Annotated in this window: 14 protein-coding genes, 1 tRNA gene and 1 pseudogene; 9 read left to right on the top strand and 7 right to left on the bottom strand. The window is 65.4% G+C overall.

Features of this window, described 5'->3' with window-relative positions; genetic code table 11:
• Position 1 precedes the first annotated feature (1 nt).
• Positions 2-454 (bottom strand): (2Fe-2S)-binding protein, encoded by a 453-nt coding sequence (locus tag JQ616_RS00810; RefSeq protein ID WP_212011495.1) that lies wholly within the window; start codon positions 452-454, stop codon positions 2-4.
• Between the two features lie 528 nt (positions 455-982).
• Between JQ616_RS00810 and JQ616_RS00805 the strand changes: the two genes are divergently transcribed.
• Positions 983-1057, top strand: a tRNA-Glu gene (locus JQ616_RS00805).
• Positions 1058-1130: 73 nt separating this feature from the next.
• On the opposite strand, the gene JQ616_RS00800 is transcribed toward JQ616_RS00805, so the two are convergent.
• Entirely contained in the window at positions 1131-2174 is a 1044-nt protein-coding gene (locus tag JQ616_RS00800; RefSeq protein WP_212011494.1) for a helix-turn-helix domain-containing protein, read from the bottom strand.
• Between the two features lie 210 nt (positions 2175-2384).
• Between JQ616_RS00800 and JQ616_RS00795 the strand changes: the two genes are divergently transcribed.
• Positions 2385-3539, top strand: coding sequence for a DUF3047 domain-containing protein (locus tag JQ616_RS00795; RefSeq protein ID WP_249136306.1), 1155 nt, complete (start codon positions 2385-2387; stop codon positions 3537-3539).
• A 13-nt stretch (positions 3540-3552) separates the two neighbouring features.
• Here the strand turns inward: JQ616_RS00795 and JQ616_RS00790 are convergent, their stop codons facing one another.
• Positions 3553-4848 (bottom strand): MFS transporter, encoded by a 1296-nt coding sequence (locus tag JQ616_RS00790; RefSeq protein WP_212011492.1) that lies wholly within the window; start codon positions 4846-4848, stop codon positions 3553-3555.
• A gap of 93 nt (positions 4849-4941) precedes the next feature.
• Between JQ616_RS00790 and JQ616_RS00785 the strand changes: the two genes are divergently transcribed.
• Positions 4942-5538 carry a TetR/AcrR family transcriptional regulator gene (locus JQ616_RS00785; RefSeq protein WP_212011491.1) on the top strand — a complete coding sequence of 199 codons (597 nt, stop codon included), beginning with the start codon at positions 4942-4944 and terminating at the stop codon, positions 5536-5538.
• Positions 5539-5568: 30 nt separating this feature from the next.
• On the opposite strand, the gene fabF is transcribed toward JQ616_RS00785, so the two are convergent.
• Complete coding sequence (gene fabF, locus JQ616_RS00780) at positions 5569-6831, bottom strand: beta-ketoacyl-ACP synthase II (protein ID WP_212011490.1); 1263 nt, start codon at positions 6829-6831, stop codon at positions 5569-5571.
• A 172-nt stretch (positions 6832-7003) separates the two neighbouring features.
• Here fabF and JQ616_RS00775 point away from each other — a divergent pair, with 172 nt between their 5' ends.
• The 3 genes and pseudogenes from JQ616_RS00775 to JQ616_RS00765 form a co-directional block, all read left to right on the top strand.
• Positions 7004-7381, top strand: coding sequence for a nuclear transport factor 2 family protein (locus JQ616_RS00775; protein WP_212011488.1), 378 nt, complete (start codon positions 7004-7006; stop codon positions 7379-7381).
• A 20-nt stretch (positions 7382-7401) separates the two neighbouring features.
• Entirely contained in the window at positions 7402-8334 is a 933-nt protein-coding gene (locus JQ616_RS00770) for an NAD(P)-dependent alcohol dehydrogenase (RefSeq protein ID WP_212011486.1), read from the top strand.
• 44 nt (positions 8335-8378) lie between these two features.
• Positions 8379-9047 (top strand): annotated as a pseudogene (locus tag JQ616_RS00765) (helix-turn-helix transcriptional regulator); the annotation flags it as partial.
• Here the strand turns inward: JQ616_RS00765 and JQ616_RS39860 are convergent.
• Both JQ616_RS39860 and JQ616_RS00760 read right to left on the bottom strand, forming a co-directional pair.
• Complete coding sequence (locus JQ616_RS39860; RefSeq protein ID WP_433995949.1) at positions 8999-9457, bottom strand: helix-turn-helix domain-containing protein; 459 nt, start codon at positions 9455-9457, stop codon at positions 8999-9001. The pseudogene JQ616_RS00765 and the gene JQ616_RS39860 overlap by 49 nt on opposite strands.
• Positions 9458-9557: 100 nt before the next feature.
• Complete coding sequence (locus tag JQ616_RS00760; protein WP_349629934.1) at positions 9558-10262, bottom strand: hypothetical protein; 705 nt, start codon at positions 10260-10262, stop codon at positions 9558-9560.
• 376 nt (positions 10263-10638) lie between these two features.
• Between JQ616_RS00760 and JQ616_RS00755 the strand changes: the two genes are divergently transcribed.
• Positions 10639-12960 (top strand): molybdopterin guanine dinucleotide-containing S/N-oxide reductase, encoded by a 2322-nt coding sequence (locus JQ616_RS00755; protein ID WP_212011482.1) that lies wholly within the window; start codon positions 10639-10641, stop codon positions 12958-12960.
• 123 nt (positions 12961-13083) lie between these two features.
• On the top strand, positions 13084-14124 hold the full coding sequence (locus tag JQ616_RS00750; protein WP_212011481.1) for an alpha/beta fold hydrolase: 1041 nt from the start codon (positions 13084-13086) through the stop codon (positions 14122-14124).
• A gap of 43 nt (positions 14125-14167) precedes the next feature.
• Here the strand turns inward: JQ616_RS00750 and JQ616_RS00745 are convergent, their stop codons facing one another.
• Positions 14168-14680 (bottom strand): winged helix-turn-helix transcriptional regulator, encoded by a 513-nt coding sequence (locus tag JQ616_RS00745; RefSeq protein ID WP_212011479.1) that lies wholly within the window; start codon positions 14678-14680, stop codon positions 14168-14170.
• A 208-nt stretch (positions 14681-14888) separates the two neighbouring features.
• Here JQ616_RS00745 and JQ616_RS00740 point away from each other — a divergent pair, with 208 nt between their 5' ends.
• Positions 14889-15527 carry a 2-hydroxychromene-2-carboxylate isomerase gene (locus JQ616_RS00740; RefSeq protein WP_212011478.1) on the top strand — a complete coding sequence of 213 codons (639 nt, stop codon included), beginning with the start codon at positions 14889-14891 and terminating at the stop codon, positions 15525-15527.
• The last annotated feature ends 19 nt before the right edge of the window (positions 15528-15546 follow it).

Genomic DNA, 15546 nt, shown 5'->3' with positions numbered 1-15546 from the left:
GTCACACCCCCGTCGATGCGAGATGCACGGCATTCTCGATCCGCTGATAGCAGCCGCAGCGGCAGATATTGCCCGACATGGCTTCGCGGATCTGGTCGTGGCTCGGCTTCGGGTTCTGGTCCAAGAGCGCCGCGGCCTGCATGATCTGGCCGGCCTGGCAGTAGCCGCATTGCGGCACATTGACCTGGCGCCACGCCTTCTGCACCGGATGGTCGCCGGACGGGTGCAGGCCCTCGATGGTGGTGACCTCGCGGCCGACGACGTCGGACACTGCGGTGATGCAGGCGCGCACCGCCTCCTTGTCGACGATCACGGTGCAGGCGCCGCACAGCGCCTGGCCGCAGCCGAACTTGGTGCCGGTGAGGCCGGCTTCGTCACGGAGATACCACAGCAGCGAAAGGTTCGGGTCGCCGTCCCAATTCTGTTCCTGGCCGTTGATTTTTAGTTTGATCATGGTCTGTCCTCGCTCTTTTTTAAGCTATTGACCGGTTGCGGCGCGGGGCGCGGAACGTCTTCCATCGCCAGCGTCCGCTGATGTTTGTTGTTGCCAAGATGTTGGTGAGCCAAATGGTCGTGCCTGCGGGCCTGCGCTTTGTTCCAAGCACTCCTCTTGCTTGTCCGGCGCCGTGCGGGCGCAGCATGGTGAAGGGCTGCGATGTTAGCAGAGGCAGGCGACGGGTGACTTCACAGCCAGGTGTTTTGCATTTCCATTTGGCGAAAGCAGGGCCGTGTACGATGCGGAGATGACATCCAAGGGTGGTCATCAAGGGTGGTCATCATGCAATCGGCGCGGGCCGCATCGCTGCTCCGCGCGGATCCGACACGTGCGACCCCTCGGGGCACGCGCACGGGGCGTTTCCGGGCTGCTGTCGTGCCGAAACCGCAGGCACGGCATGGTAAGCATGGATGACAAAATCCCCGCCGCAATGCACAAGCCATCTTGCGGCGGGGCGATTTCGAGGCTATTGCCTTGCCTCTCAACGCTCCCTTCGTCTAGCGGTTAGGACGCGGCCCTCTCAAGGCTGAAACAGGGGTTCGATTCCCCTAGGGAGCGCCATTCCGCATCAATTTGCGAACTTTTCGGCTGCTGATCGCGGAACGGGTAATGCGAGCCCGCCGACCAAGTCGCCTCATCCTCGCAACCCCTTCGCTTCCGGCCGCACTCCCGATTCAAGCAGACGCCGCCAGCGGGTGGGCGCAGCGCCGCTCCAGCGCTCGAAGGCGCGGCTGAAATGGGCGGGGTCGTCATAGCCGAGCATTGACGCGATCTCGCCGATCGACCGGTCGTTCTCGCACAGCAACTTCACCGCGCGTCGCTGCAGCGCGTTTCGCAACAGGTCGCGATAGCTCAGTCCGGCTTCGCCGAGCCGGCGCTGCAGCGTTCGTGGTGTCAGTCCCGACCGGCTTCCGATGCGCGAAAGGGTCGGGCGCCGGCCGAGCAGTTCCAATTCGATCAGCACGGAGAGACGGCCCGGCAGGTCTTCCGGATCCGGCAGGTCGAAGATGCGTCCGAGTTCGCTCGCGTTCAGCCCATCGCCCGCGCCGAGATCTGGATTGACCGCCGTCAGCAGCCGCCGATCGAACACGATCGCGCTGGCGGCGTCGCCGCTGGCCGTGTCGGTATGCGTCAACGCGCCGATCGGAGAGCGCAGCCGGTCCGGCAGGTCGGCGAAGATGATCCGGCTCGGCAGCCAGCAGGCACCGGCAAAATGCCTGACGACCGCGATCATGTACCAGATCGCGAGCATCTCGTTCTGCAGACGTCCGTCGCGCGCAGGGTCGCTCAATTCATACGACCAGTGAATTTCGCTGCCGTGGCGGCGGACCACCAGCTGGGTGGCGTTCTGCAGCATGTGCGGCAGGCTCGTGCCGGCGCGGTGGATCGCCTCGAGCAAGGTCGGGGCCTGCGCCACCCATCGGCCGAAAATTCCAAGCCCCGCCATCGACGTCTGGCGGCCGAGCCGGACTGCAAAGACCTCGTCGTGCAATTCGCGCGAGGTCACCATCAACAGCCGGAAATGATCGCGCAGCGGCAACAGCGCATCAGGCGCGTCGAGCAAACCGAGCGGAAGTTCGGCGCGGCGAAACACCCGCTCGATCGATCCGCCGGCGGCCGTCACGACCGCTGCGATCGGACCAAGCGTGCTCGCGCGTGTGTAACCAGTCTGGTGCATCTGCCCTCACGCGCCAAATCGGCTGCCACATCGGCGCGTCATGGCAGGCTGAATTCGCGGCGAAAGCATAGCATTCGAAACTCGCGCGATGAACACGGCCGAACGCCGGCGTCGAGCGGGACCAGGGAGGAATGCATGTGCTTCGATTGTCTTGGTTTTGGCGTGTCGTCGCCCGCTGGCCGCAGCGGGAAAATTTCCCGACGTGATGCGATGTTGCGTGCATCGGCGCTCGGTCTGGTGCTGCCGTTTGCCGGGCCCGCGTTGCACCTGGCGCAAGCGGCAGAGCAGGGCGGACCGGCCGCAGCCGACCTCGTGAGCGGGATCAAGGATATCATTGCCAAGGCGAATTCGCCGGAGCTCCTGGCCTTCAGGGTCTTTGAGATCAACGGCGCCGATCTGCCATGGACCGATCTCGGTCTCGACGCGGCGCAGGGCCAACAGATGACGTTCCTGCTGGGCGGCCGGATGTGGCTGTCGCGCGAACACGATCTCTGGTTCGGTCCCGGCCTCGTCTTCAGCGCGCGCACGCGCGGGCAGCGGCCGATCTACAATCCGATGCTCGATACCGGGACCATGACGGCCTCCCATGATGGACGGATCGAGGTCGCACGTTCGGCCGCGGAATGGGCCAATGAGGACGGCGTGCTGGCAACACCGGAAGACATCTACAGGAAGGCGGACGTCAGGATCACCGGGATCGCTCTGCTGTGGCGCGGCGATGCGGCTGCGGGCATCAGGAGCCTGCTGGCGCATGGCGACGTCGGCGGTGCGCTCAAGTCCGAGCTTGCGCGTCTCGAGCGTGGCGGCAAGCTGCCGGCAGGCTGGTCGAACCTGCTCGGGTTCGGCGGTGGACAGGAGGTCTTCAGCCAGGGCGCCGACGGCGAGATCGTCTGCGACACCACGGGCCATGTCAGCATCATCGAGCGGCCGCTGCCGCTTGCGTTGGCCTCCCGTCCGCAGCTCGCATGGCGCTGGAAGATCGATCAACTGCCATCCGTCGTCGCGGAGGATCAGGCTGCGACCCACGACTATCTGTCGATCGGCGTGAAGTTCGAGGACGGCCAGGACCTGACCTACATCTGGAGCGAGCATCTGCCCGAAGGCAAGGTCTTCCGCTGCCCGCTGCCGGCCTGGAAAGCGATCGAGACGCATATGATCGTCCGTTCCGGGAAGGCGGATCTCGGAACCTGGCAGGCGCAGCAACGCGACATCGCCGCAGACTACGCCGCCCATATCGGCGGATCGGCAAAGGCGATCTCGAAAATCTGGCTGCTGGCCGTGGCGCCGTTTCAGCGCCGCCACGGCGCCTGCCGCTATGCCGATATCAAGGTCACCACCGGCGACAACGCCGTGCACAAGGTTTAGCGCGGAGAGGGCCTCACGCCGCGGCGAGCACCGGTTGCGCCGGCCGCCGCGTGATCATCAGCGACAGCACGGCGGCGACGATGCCGGTCAGGCCCGCGATCATGAAGGCCTGCAGGTAATCGCCCTGGGCGGAGCGCATGAAGCCGGCGAAGAACGCGGCGCAGGCGGCGCCGAGCTGATGGCCGGCGACCACCCAGCCGAACACCAGCGGCGCGTTCTTGTCGCCGAACGCTTCGTTGGCGATCCGCACGGTCGGCGGCACGGTCGCGATCCAGTCGAGACCATAGAACACCGCGAACACCGACAGGCTGACCAGCGAGAAGTCCGAATAGGGCAGGTAGATCAGCGACAGGCCGCGCAGCCCGTAATACAGGAACAACAGCTTGCGCGGATCGAAGCGGTCGGTGAGCCAGCCCGACAGCGTGGTGCCGAACAGGTCGAAGAATCCCATCAAGGCGAGCAGGCTCGCGGCCTGCACCTCGACGATGCCATGGTCGCCGCAGAACGCGATCAGATGGGTGCCGACCAGACCGTTGGTGGTGAAGCCGCAGATGAAGAAGGTCGCGAACAGGAACCAGAACGCCCGCGTCCTGGCGGCGCGCGCGAGGTTGCTGAGTGCGGCGACGAACGGATTGCCCGCAGCCGGCGGCGCGGGTTGATCGTCGTGCCGGCTGCCGAACGAGCGCAGGCCGACCGATGCGGGCCGCTCGGGCACCAGAAAATACACCAGCGGGATCAGCGCCGCGCTGCATGCGGCCACCGTCAGCACCACCGGCTTCCAGCCGCCCCATGCCACCAGCGTCGCGAGGCCCGGCATGAAGATCAGCGTGCCGGTCGCGGTCGACGCAGTCAAAAGCCCCATGACGAGGCCGCGATTGGTGGTGAACCAGCGATTGACGATGGTGGCGCCGAGCACGTTGGCGACCGCACCGGAGCCGATGCCCGACAGCAGCCCCCAGGTCAGGAACAATTGCCACGGCGCGGTCATGAAATAGCTCGCGCCTGTCGAGGCCGACATCAGCAGCAGCGCGCCGAGCACGGTGCGGCGGATGCCGAAGCGCTGCATCACCGCCGCGGCGAACGGGCCGGCGAGGCCATAGAGGAAGATGCCGACCGCGGCCGACGACGAGATCACGCCGACGTCCCAGCCGAATGCCTGTTGCAGTGGCAGCATCAGCACGCCGGGCGTCGCGCGCAGGCCGGCGGACGCGAGCAGCGCGAGGAAGATCACGGCGACGACGACGAAGGCGTAGTTCTGGCCGAACGGGCGTTTCCGGACGGCGGCGGCTTGAAGGGATGTGTCGAGCATGTTACTTACCGGTACGTATTGCGATGCGGCCTGTATACGTACCGGTCAGTAACATTGTCAAGAGCGTCGCGCGGGAGGATCCGGATGGCTGCCATGAAGAAAACCGTCGAACCGTCAGCGGAGCGCCCGGCCAAAGCGGCGGACCGGATCCGCGCCTCCGCGAGCGAATTGTTCTATCGCGAGGGCATCCGCGCCGTCGGCGTCGATGAGGTGGTGGAGCGGGCCGGCGTCACCAAGCCGAGCCTCTATCGCAGCTTCGCCTCCAAGGACGATCTCGCCGCCGCCTATATGCGCGACTACGAAGCGAACTTCTGGGAGAAGTTCGAGAAGCCCGGCGGAAAATCATACAGCGATCCGCGCGAGCACGTGCTCGCCTATATCCGCGTGCTGTCGACCAACGCCGTGGCCGAGGGCTATCGCGGCTGCGGCCTCACCAACGCCACCGTGGAATATCCGTCGCGCGACAATCCCGCGCGGCAGGTCGCAGAAGCGCACAAGAGGCTATTCCGCAAGCGCCTGCGCGAGCTCGCATCTGGCATGGGCGCGCGCCAGCCCGCCGTGCTCGGCGACGCCCTGCTGCTGCTGATCGAAGGCATCTACGTCACCGGCCAGCAGTCGGAAGGCGGGCCGGCGCAGTCGGCGCTCACGGTGGCGAAGCTCCTGATCGATGCGAGCGTCGTGAAGCCGTGAGGCGATTGACCGGCGGCTCAGCCGGCCGCCTCACGACCAGCGTCGAAACACCAGGCTGGCGTTGACGCCGCCAAATCCAAAGCCGTTCGAGATCGCGTGTTCGATCGCCATGGGCCGCGCGACATCAGCGACGAGGTCGATACCCTGCGCCGCCGGATCGGCGTTCTTCAGATTGAGCGTGGGCGGCGCGACCTGATCGCGCAGCGCCAGGACCGTGAAGATCGCCTCGACGCCGCCGGCAGCACCGAGCAGATGTCCGGTCGCCGACTTCGTCGCGCTGACGGCAATCCCGCCCTCGCGCCCGAACACGCGCTTGATCGCCTCCAATTCGCTGAGGTCGCCGACCGGTGTCGATGTCGAATGCGCGTTGAGATGCTGGATCTGGTCGGGCCGCAAGCCGGCCTGCTCGAGCGCCGCCTGCATCGCGCGGCGGGCGCCGTCGCCGTCTTCGGGACCTGCGGTGATGTGATAGGCGTCCGCCGTGGTGCCGTAGCCTGAGAGCTCGGCGATCGGCTTTGCGCCGCGCCGCAGCGCGTGGTCGAGCTCCTCGATGACGAGCACGCCGGCGCCCTCGCCCATCACGAACCCGTCGCGGTCGCGGTCGAACGGCCGCGAGGCGCGGGTCGGCGTATCGTTGAACGACGTCGAAAGCGCCCGCGCCGCGGCAAAGCCGCCAAGGCTCACCGGATCGATGCAGGCCTCCGCGCCGCCGCAGATCGCAATTTCGGCCTCGCCGGACCTGATCAGGCGCGCGGCATCGCCGATTGCCTGCACGCTCGCGGCGCAAGCGGTCACCGGCGCGCCGATCGCACCCTTGAAGCCGTAGCGGATGCTGATGTGCCCGGCCGCGAGATTGGCCAGGAAGGCGGGCACGGTGAATGGCGACAGGCGGCGTGTCCCGCTCTTCTCCACCGTGCGCACGGCGTCGGCGATCGCGGGAAACCCGCCGATCCCGGTTGCGATCACGGTCGCGGTGCGCTCTTGCGCCCGCGCCTCGGCCGGCATCCAGCCGGCCTGCGTCACGGCTTCCGCTGCGGCCAGCAGCGCGAACAGGATGAACCGGTCCATCTTCTTCTGGTCCTTGCGCGGCGCCGCCAGATCAGGATCGAACCCGCCCTCGGCATCCCCGGCCTTGTCAGGCACCTGACCTGCGACGTGCGCCGGAAGGCTCATCGCCCATTCCGGCAAGGCGCGAAGCCCCGACTGCCCAGATAGCAGCCGCGACCAGACCAGTTCGGTGCCACAGCCCAGCGGAGACACCGTCCCCAGGCCCGTCACTACGATTCGACGCATGGTGCTCCTGTCGCGCTCTTACCCGGCGAGGCCGGTTCGCTTATATATGATAAGCGTAATCTAATGGCAATTGCGGCGCAAAAGCGATTTCGCGTCCCCATTATCATGCTGACAAAATCTGTCAGTGGCATGCGCTAGCCTCAGTCCATCACCTCAACGAAAGGAACATGTGATGACTGAACGTAACGGCAAGGCGCTGGCCGTCGCCCGCAGCTACTTCGATGCAATGGCCGGCGGGGATGTCGACAAGATCGTCTCGATCTCCGCAGCCGACATCGTCTGCAACTCACCGCGCGGCGAGCTCAACGGGAGCGCGGCGTTTCGCGGCTTTCACGACGGGTTTTCGCGCATGATCAGGAAGCTGACGCTGCTCGCCGCCTTCGGCGACGATGCGGAGGCCGTGATCGTTTATGACGCGGATACACATCCCGTCGCGCATGCCATCGTTGCCGAGCACCTCACGGTCGAGAGCGGCAAGATCGCTTCCACGCGCGTGATCTACGACGCGACCCCGTTCGCCGCCTATGCGGCGACGGTCCAGCCTCAGTAATCTCGTCGCTGGAGCGCATCGTGAGACGCATTCAATACCACGCCTATGGCGGCCCCGAGACCATGAAGCTCGAGGACGTCGCGCCGCAGCCCCCGGGCAGCGGCGAGGTCGCGGTGAAGGTCAGCTTCGCCGCGATCAATCCGATCGACTGGAAAGTGCGCAACGGTGATCTGAAGATGATCACCGGCAAGGTGTTTCCGCGCGCCATCGGCAGCGACTTCTCCGGGATCGTGATCTCGGTTGGTGCCGGGGTGACCCGCTTCAAACCGGGCGATGCCGTCTTCGGTCTCGCGCGGCTCAAGCAGAGCGGCGCGCTCGGCGAAGCGGTCGTCACCAGCGAGAGTTGTCTCGCGAAGAAGCCCGACTCCATATCCTTCGCGGACGCGGCTTGCCTCGGGACCCCAGGCGTCACGGCCTGGAATGGTCTCGTGGACAAGGCGGACCTCAAGCGCGGCCAGTCGGTGTTCATCAATGGCTGTACCGGCGCGGTCGGCGCGGCCGCGGTGCAGATTGCGCGGATGCTCGGCGCCATCGTTGCAGGGAGTTGCGGCGCCGACGCCATGCAGACGGCGCGGGATCTCGGTGTGCAGAAGGTCTTCGACTATCGCAAGACCGATCTGTCGACGCTCCCTGACCGGTTCGACGTGGTCTATGACACCGCGGCGATCATGCCGACGGCGGTCGGCCTGCGCCTCGCCGGCAGCAACGGCGTCTTCGCTGACATCAACCCGACTCCGATCAAGTTCCTCCGCTCGGTCTTGAACCGGCGATTGAAGCCTGTCGTGTGTACGCCGCGCGCGGACATTCTCGATCGCATTGCCGATGCGGCCGCAGAGGGGAAGCTGAGGCTGCCGATTGCCGAGACCGTGCCGCTCGGCCAGGCGATCACGCTGCTGACGGCCCTCGAAGGAGGCCGCAAGATCGGCGGCAAAGGTCTCGTCGCGATCGGCTGACAGGCTGCTGCCAATTCCTGTCATGAACGTGCTAGGCTGCGTCCATGTCCAAAAGCGAGCGGCTGTTCGACCTCATGCAGATGCTCCGGCGGCATGCACGGCCGGTGTCGGGGACGGACCTTGCGCGTGAGGCCGGTGTCTCGTTGCGAACGGTCTACCGCGACATCGCCGCCTTGCAGGCGCTGGGCGCCGAAATCGAAGGAGAGCCGGGCGTCGGATACGTCCTGCGTCCCGGCTTTCTGCTGCCTCCGCTGATGTTCTCCGAAGAGGAGATTCAGGCGGTTGCCCTTGGCGTGCAATGGGTGCAACGGCAGACCGACGAAGGATTGGCATTCGCCGCGCACAACGCGCTCTCGAAGATCGGCGCGGTGCTTCCAGCCGAGCTGCGTCACAGGCTGGACGACAAGAGCTTTCACGTCAGCCGCCGCGCGCCCAAAACCGCGTCCGTGGATCTTCAGATGCTCCGCCAGGCGATGCGAGAGCAGCACAAGCTCCGTATCGTCTATCGCGACCCGAAGGGCGCCGAGACCGAGCGCGTCATCTGGCCGATCATGCTCGGCTTCTTCGAGACCCGCCGCATCATCGCGGGCTGGTGTGAGCTGCGAAAGGATTTCCGCACCTTCCGCGCAGACCGGATCGCGCGCATCAAGCCCTTGAAGCAGCGCTATCCCGGCCGCAGGCGCGATCTCGTCAAGCAATGGCGGGCGCAAGTTGACGGGCAGAATGGGGTGGGCGGTCCACCGTACGCAGCTTCAGGTTCGGGGACGAGGGCCATCTCAGACGGAAGAAAAAGAACGGGGGCATGGTTATCGTTAGATACTCCAATGTCCCTGGCGAGCTCCTTTTTAAGCGTTCGAATCGTACCTTCGTTGTGGGTGTGCGCGTCAGCGAGCGTCTGTCCCCACTGCCACTCTTGCGGCCTATCCTTCGTGTGACTGGCCATCGCCTTCGCGGATTCAAGGCGCTTTCGACTCACGCAAGGCTGCTCTCCAAGAGCAAAGAAAAGACGTGCCATGCTCTTGAGCGTAGGGTTGGCTTCATTGCTGAGAATCTGGGTGACCCTCGCCTTCGAGAACCCAGCTCGATCCGCGAGTTCACTGCGCGTCACATTCTGCTCGCTCATCATTTCTTGGATGAGGAACTGAAAATCGATCAGCAGATTCTCTTCAACCTCGATCATCCGAGGATCGACCGACTTTTTCACCATGCGACACGCTCCCGATTCAAGCTTTCAACTCACCGATCAATTTCGCGGCTTGCACAAGTTTGGCGCGATCGGCCTTGTCCTTTTTCTTGTTAGGGTCAATGACCACCCCAACGAATGCGCGGCGCTTATTCACCGTCACCCGCGCATGCTGGGTGACGTTGCCGACGATGGCCTTGCCGCCGCCCTCCACCTTCACGTTCTGCACGGTGATCGCCGGCTCGCCGCGGCTGCGGTAGCGGTTCAGCGCCTCGATCTGGGCGGGGAAGGTGTGGGCGAGCCGGCCCAAAGCGCGCGCGGCGCTGTCGTGCTGGGCCAGATCCCTGGCATGGGCGAGGTGATGGGCGCAGCGCATCGCCATCACATGAACCGACACCATCTGCGCCACCAGCATGGCCTCGACGGAATCCCGCGGGCCGATGCTGCGCACCATCGAGATCATGAAAGCGAGGTTGACCCGGTCGGCGCGTCCGCCGCTCACGCTGGCCTTGACCAATTGCCGGAGGATGCCGTCCATCGCCTCGCGGTCGGGGGCGCCGAGTGCGGTCATCATCAGCTCCGCGCCGGCTTCCGGATCGGGATGATCGATGCAGAAGCCGCGCGGCGAGAATTTGATGCGCGGCGCTGCGGCGGCTGTGGCCGGGCCGGATGCGGTGATCGCCGGTGCCGGCGTGAGGTCGGGAGCGGTGGTCATGTCGAGTTCTCCTGGCAGGCGCGCGGCCACGCGCCGGCGATCGTTCGCCGTGGCGCGCCGGTGCATGATCAATGGTTAAGTGAGTGGTTTCGGCCGCAAAGCCGGCGCGCCCGCCGGAGCGGGACTGACGCGTTTGCGCAATTTCGGAATAGTGGAAGTGTGCCGCTGAGTTGCCCGACGTGTCAAGTCGATATTCGAGCACCGGCGGCCGCCGCCGCTACTGTGCATGGGGTTGTTCCGCGACATTTGGCAGGCGCGGTGCGATGTGCGTGGTCGCGCGGGGGGGCCTGCGTTTTCAGCAACCCTGAATCCCAACCTTGAATCCAAAGACATCGCGGCGCGGATCGTTATACTGGCGACCTGTTTGTGACCGGGCTCGACGCCCGCTTTCGAAGGACGCCGCTGAATGTCTGAGACCATTGGCTACCCCGATCCCGGCCTCGATCTGTCCGATGGTTTCAAGCCGCACACCTCGCATTGGGGAGTGTTTTCCGCGCGTCTCGGCCAGGCGGGCCTCGAGGTCCGGCCCTATGCCGGCGATCCCGATCCGAACGGCATCATCAACAATTTCCCCGGCGCGCTGCGCCACCAGGCCCGCATCGCCCAGCCGGCGATCCGCCGCGGCTGGCTCGAGCGCGGCCCCGGGCCCGACGACCGCCGCGGACGTGACGAATTCGTCTCGGTCAGTTGGGAGAAGGCGCTCGATCTGCTCGGCGGCGAATTGGCGCGGATCCGCGACACGATCGGCCCCGGCGCGGTGTTCGGCGGCTCCTATGGCTGGTCGAGCGCGGGCCGCTTCCACCACGCGCAGAGCCAGGTGCATCGCTTCCTCAACGTCGCGATGGGCGGTTATGTGCGCTCGGTGAACACCTATTCCTCGGGCGCGTCCTCGGTGCTGCTGCCGCAGATCCTTGCCGGCTATGAGGACATCACCAAGCGCAACGTCACCTGGGAGCAGATCGCAGCAGAGACCGACATCGTGCTGGCATTCGGCGGCATGGCGCTGAAGAACTCGATGGTGGCCGGCGGCTCGATCAGCAAGCATGTCGAGCGCGGCGCGATGGAAGCGGCGCAGCGGCGCGGCTGCCAGTTCGTGCTGGTCAGCCCGCTGCGTGACGATCTGCCCGTCGAGGCCGGCGCCGAATGGCTGACGGCGACACCCGGCACCGACACCGCGCTGATGCTCGGCATCGTCCACACTCTGGTCAGCGAGGGCCTGCACGATCAGGCCTTCCTCGATCGCTACACCGAGGGCTGGCCGGTGTTCCTGCGCTATCTCACCGGTGAGGTCGATGGCCAGCCGAAGAGCGCCGAATGGGCCGCGGCGATCTGCGGCATCGCTGCCGACACCATCAGGGCGCTGGCGCGGCGGCTCGTCGGGCGGCGTGCGCTGATCACCGTCTCGCATTCGCTACAACGCGCCGAGCATGGCGAGCAGCCGGTGTGGATGGGCATGGTGCTGGCGGCCGCACTCGGCCAGATCGGCCTGCCCGGCGGCGGCTACGCCTATTCGCTCGGCGCGATCGGCTATTACGGCCGCCGCGTCAACGACGTGCCCGGACCGACGCTGGGGCAGGGCCGCAACGGCATCGCCGATTTCATTCCGGTGGCGCGCATCGCCGACATGCTGCTCAATCCCGGCACCACCTATCGCTACAATGGCGAGACCCGGACCTATCCGGATATCCGCCTGGTCTATTGGGCCGGCGGCAATCCGTTCCACCATCACCAGGATCTCAACCGCCTGCGCAAGGCGTTTGCGCGGCTCGATACGCTCGTGGTGCACGAACTCGCCTGGACCGCCACCGCCCGCCACGCCGATATCGTGCTGCCCGCGACGATGACATTGGAGCGCGAGGACATCGGCTATTCCACCAACGATCCCTTGATGGTCGCGATGCACCGGATCGCCGAGCCGTTCGGCCTCGCGCGCGACGACTACGACATCTTCGCCGATCTCGCCGAGCGGCTCGGGGCCCGCGAGCCCTTCACCGAAGGGCGCACGTCGCGCGAGTGGCTGGAACGTCTCTATGAACCGACCCGCAAGGCGCTCGCCGCGCGCGGGCTCGAGGCCCCTCACTTCGAGGAATTCTGGGAACGCGGCAGCCTGGTGGTGCCGCAACATCTCGACGATGGCGGCTCGCTGCGGCGATTCCGCGAGGACCCGGTCGCGCGGCCATTGCCGACCCCGAGCGGGCGGATCGAGATCTTCTCGCAGAAGATCGCTGACCATGGCGATGCCGATTGTCCCGGCCATCCGGTCTGGCTCGAGAAATCAGACACGCCGACGCCGGGCGCGCCGTGCTTCCTGGTCGCCAACCAGCCGGTGACGCGCCTGCACAGCCAGCTCGATTTCGGCGGCCACTCGCTCGACGCCAAGCATCGCGGCCGCGAGGTCGCGCGGATGAATCCGCGCGATGCTGCGGCGCGCGGCATCGCCGACGGCGACATCATCCGCATCTTCAACGCGCGCGGCGCCTGCCTCGCCGCGGTGCATGTCACCGACGGCATCGCGCCCGGCGTGGTGCAGCTGCCGACCGGCGCCTGGTACGACCCGATGGATCCCGACGAAGAAGCGTCGCTCTGCGTGCACGGCAATCCGAACGTGCTGACACGCGACATCGGCACGTCATCCTTCGCGCAGGGCTGCACCGGGCAGTTGACGACCGTTCAGGTGGAGCGTTTCAACGGCAATTTGCCGCCGATCCGGGCGTTCGATCCGGCGTAGTTTCACGTATCCGTCGCAGATTCACGGCCGATCACGAACAAATCATCTGTTGGCGCTGGATGGCGCCGACACGTTCGGCTACGGCATCACGAGATCGTCCTCTGAATGTTCGGACCCGTTGAGATGCACCTGAAAGCCCTGTTTCTTGCCGTCGCCGCGACCGTCGCGCTCGGTTCGTCCAACGCATGGGCGCAATCGGCCACTGAGCCGGCTTATGGACCGGAGTTGCAGGGTTTTGAGTATCCCTATCCGGTCGAGCATTATCGCTTCAGCTCGCAGGGGCAGGAGCTCGACATGGCCTATCTCGACGTCAAGCCGGCGACGCCGAACGGCCAGACCGCGGTGCTGCTGCACGGCAAGAATTTCTGCGCCGCGACCTGGGACGGCACCATCAAGGCGCTCAGCGGCGCCGGCTATCGCGTGATCGCGATGGACCAGATCGGCTTCTGCAAATCCTCCAAGCCGGAACGCTATCAGTTCACCTTCCAGCAGCTCGCCGGCAACAGCCGCGCATTGCTCGCCTCGCTCGGGATCGACCATGCGATCATGGTCGGTCACTCCACCGGCGGCATGCTCGCGATGCGCTATGCGCTGATGTATCCGGAGGCAACCGACCGCCTGGTGCTGGTCGATCCGATCGGGCTGGAAGACTGGAAGGCCAAGGGCGTGCCATGGCTCAGCCTCGACGGCTGGATGCAGCGCGAGACCCGCGTCACCGCCGACAGCATCCGCGCCTATGAGCGCGCGACCTACTATGCCGACACCTGGGATCCGTCCTACGAGATTTGGGTGCAGATGCTGGCCGGCATGTATCGCGGCGAGGGTCGCGCCGCCGTGGCATCGAGCTCGGCGCGGCTCTATGACATGATCGCGACCCAGCCGGTGTTCTACGAGTTCGAGCAGATCAAGCCGCCGACGCTGCTGTTCGTCGGCGACAAGGACACCACCGCGATCGGCAAGGACACCGCGCCGCCGGAGATCCGCAAGACGCTCGGCAACTATCCGGTGCTCGGCAAGGCGGCCGCCAAGCGGATTCCGCATATCCAGCTGATCGAATTCCCCGACCTCGGCCATTCGCCGCAGATTCAGGCGCCGGCGCGTTTCCACGACGCGCTGCTCGGCTGGTTGCAGCATCCCGAAACCGGCGCGATGCTGGTCAAGTAGGCGGTGGCCGGCCGGCTGTTCGCGCCCGCCGATTCTGCAAAATCTAGCCTTGCTCAGCGGCGCGCTTGGTGCGCTCCCGCGCGCTGGCGTGTACCGGCGACGATCGCCGGGCGCCGGGGCCCGGATGCACGTGGACGTGCTTGGCGCTCAGCGGCTCGCCGCATTCCGAGCAGACCATCACGGGGTCGAACATCTTCCCGCAGCTCTTGTGTTCGTGCAGCAACGGCCGTCCGCGCGCGTCGACCATGTGGATGTTGCCCCAGTGCACGATCGACATGATGATCGGATAGAGGTCGAGCCCCTTCTGCGTCAGGATGTATTCGTAGCGCTTAGGTGCCTCCTGATAGGGAATCTTGCGCAGCACGCCGAAGCGCACCAGCTTCTTCAGCCGGTCGGCGAGTAGATGCCGCGTGATGCCGAGCGACGCCTGGAAGTCATCGAACCTGCGGATGCGCAGGAAGCATTCGCGCAGGATCAACAGGCTCCAGCGATCCCCAATCACGGCGACGGTGCGAGCCAGTGAGCACGGCTCCTCCTCGAGGGCATCCCATTTCATCAGCGTCTCCTGCGGTCTGCGACGATGCCGCAAATCAAATTCTAAAACAGAACTTACATTGTTTCAATAGGATGCCGCCAAGTTAGCTACCAAGCGGCTATTGGATGACAAATATCATATTGACAGTTCTAAAATAGAACTTATGGTCTCGACCACGATCAACCCGGCCGGGCAGACGGCCGATGTCAATCGAAGGGAAGGGCGTTCCATGGTTGCTCCGCTCAAGGTCGAATTCCACTTCGATTTCGGAAGTCCGAACGCCTATCTCGCCGAGCTCGCACTGCCCGCGATCGAGAAGCGCACCGGTGTGAAGTTCGACTACATCCCCGTGCTGCTCGGCGGCGTCTACAAGGCGACCGGAAACATGTCGCCCGGCGAGTCGTTGCGCGGCATCAAGAACAAACCCGAATACAACGCGATCGAGACCGAGCGCTTCCTGCGTCGCCACAACGTCACGAAGTTCACCATGAACCCGTTCTTTCCGGTGAACACGCTGGCGCTGATGCGCGGCGCGGTGGCCGCGCAGTTCGAGGGCGCGTTCGAGCCGTATTTCCGCGCGGCCTATCACCACATGTGGGTCGAGCCGAAGAAGATGGACGACCCGCAGGTCTTCCGCGACGCCTTCCTGTCCTCGGGCCTCGACATCGATCTTCTCATCGCCCGCGCCCAGCAGGATGACGTCAAGAAGAAGCTGATCGACAACACCAGCGACGCGGTCGCCCGCGGCTCGTTCGGATCGCCGACTTTCTTTGTCGGCAACGAGATCTTCTTCGGCAAGGACAAGGTGCGCGAGGTCGAGGATGAGATCGTCGCGCAGCTGGCGGCAGGGCAGCGCAAGACCGCCTGAGCGGAAAATTCCTCAACAC

The organism is Bradyrhizobium tropiciagri, assembly GCF_018130545.1.
GTDB classification, from domain to species: domain Bacteria; phylum Pseudomonadota; class Alphaproteobacteria; order Rhizobiales; family Xanthobacteraceae; genus Bradyrhizobium; species Bradyrhizobium tropiciagri_A.
Note: the sequence above shows the minus strand (reverse complement) of the source record. Positions and strands in the feature narration are given on the sequence as shown.

Bases quoted from the DNA above. Each gene is read 5' to 3' on its own strand.
- fabF (WP_212011490.1), bottom strand. From the start codon at position 6,831: ATGCGTCGAATCGTAGTGACGGGCCTGGGGACGGTGTCTCCGCTGGGC.
- JQ616_RS00740 (WP_212011478.1), top strand. From the start codon at position 14,889: ATGGTTGCTCCGCTCAAGGTCGAATTCCACTTCGATTTCGGAAGTCCG.
- JQ616_RS00790 (WP_212011492.1), bottom strand. From the start codon at position 4,848: ATGCTCGACACATCCCTTCAAGCCGCCGCCGTCCGGAAACGCCCGTTC.
- JQ616_RS00810 (WP_212011495.1), bottom strand. From the start codon at position 454: ATGATCAAACTAAAAATCAACGGCCAGGAACAGAATTGGGACGGCGAC.
- JQ616_RS00800 (WP_212011494.1), bottom strand. From the start codon at position 2,174: ATGCACCAGACTGGTTACACACGCGCGAGCACGCTTGGTCCGATCGCA.
- JQ616_RS39860 (WP_433995949.1), bottom strand. From the start codon at position 9,457: ATGAGCGAGCAGAATGTGACGCGCAGTGAACTCGCGGATCGAGCTGGG.
- JQ616_RS00745 (WP_212011479.1), bottom strand. From the start codon at position 14,680: ATGAAATGGGATGCCCTCGAGGAGGAGCCGTGCTCACTGGCTCGCACC.
- JQ616_RS00750 (WP_212011481.1), top strand. From the start codon at position 13,084: ATGCACCTGAAAGCCCTGTTTCTTGCCGTCGCCGCGACCGTCGCGCTC.
- JQ616_RS00795 (WP_249136306.1), top strand. From the start codon at position 2,385: ATGTTGCGTGCATCGGCGCTCGGTCTGGTGCTGCCGTTTGCCGGGCCC.
- JQ616_RS00785 (WP_212011491.1), top strand. From the start codon at position 4,942: ATGAAGAAAACCGTCGAACCGTCAGCGGAGCGCCCGGCCAAAGCGGCG.
- JQ616_RS00775 (WP_212011488.1), top strand. From the start codon at position 7,004: ATGACTGAACGTAACGGCAAGGCGCTGGCCGTCGCCCGCAGCTACTTC.
- JQ616_RS00755 (WP_212011482.1), top strand. From the start codon at position 10,639: ATGTCTGAGACCATTGGCTACCCCGATCCCGGCCTCGATCTGTCCGAT.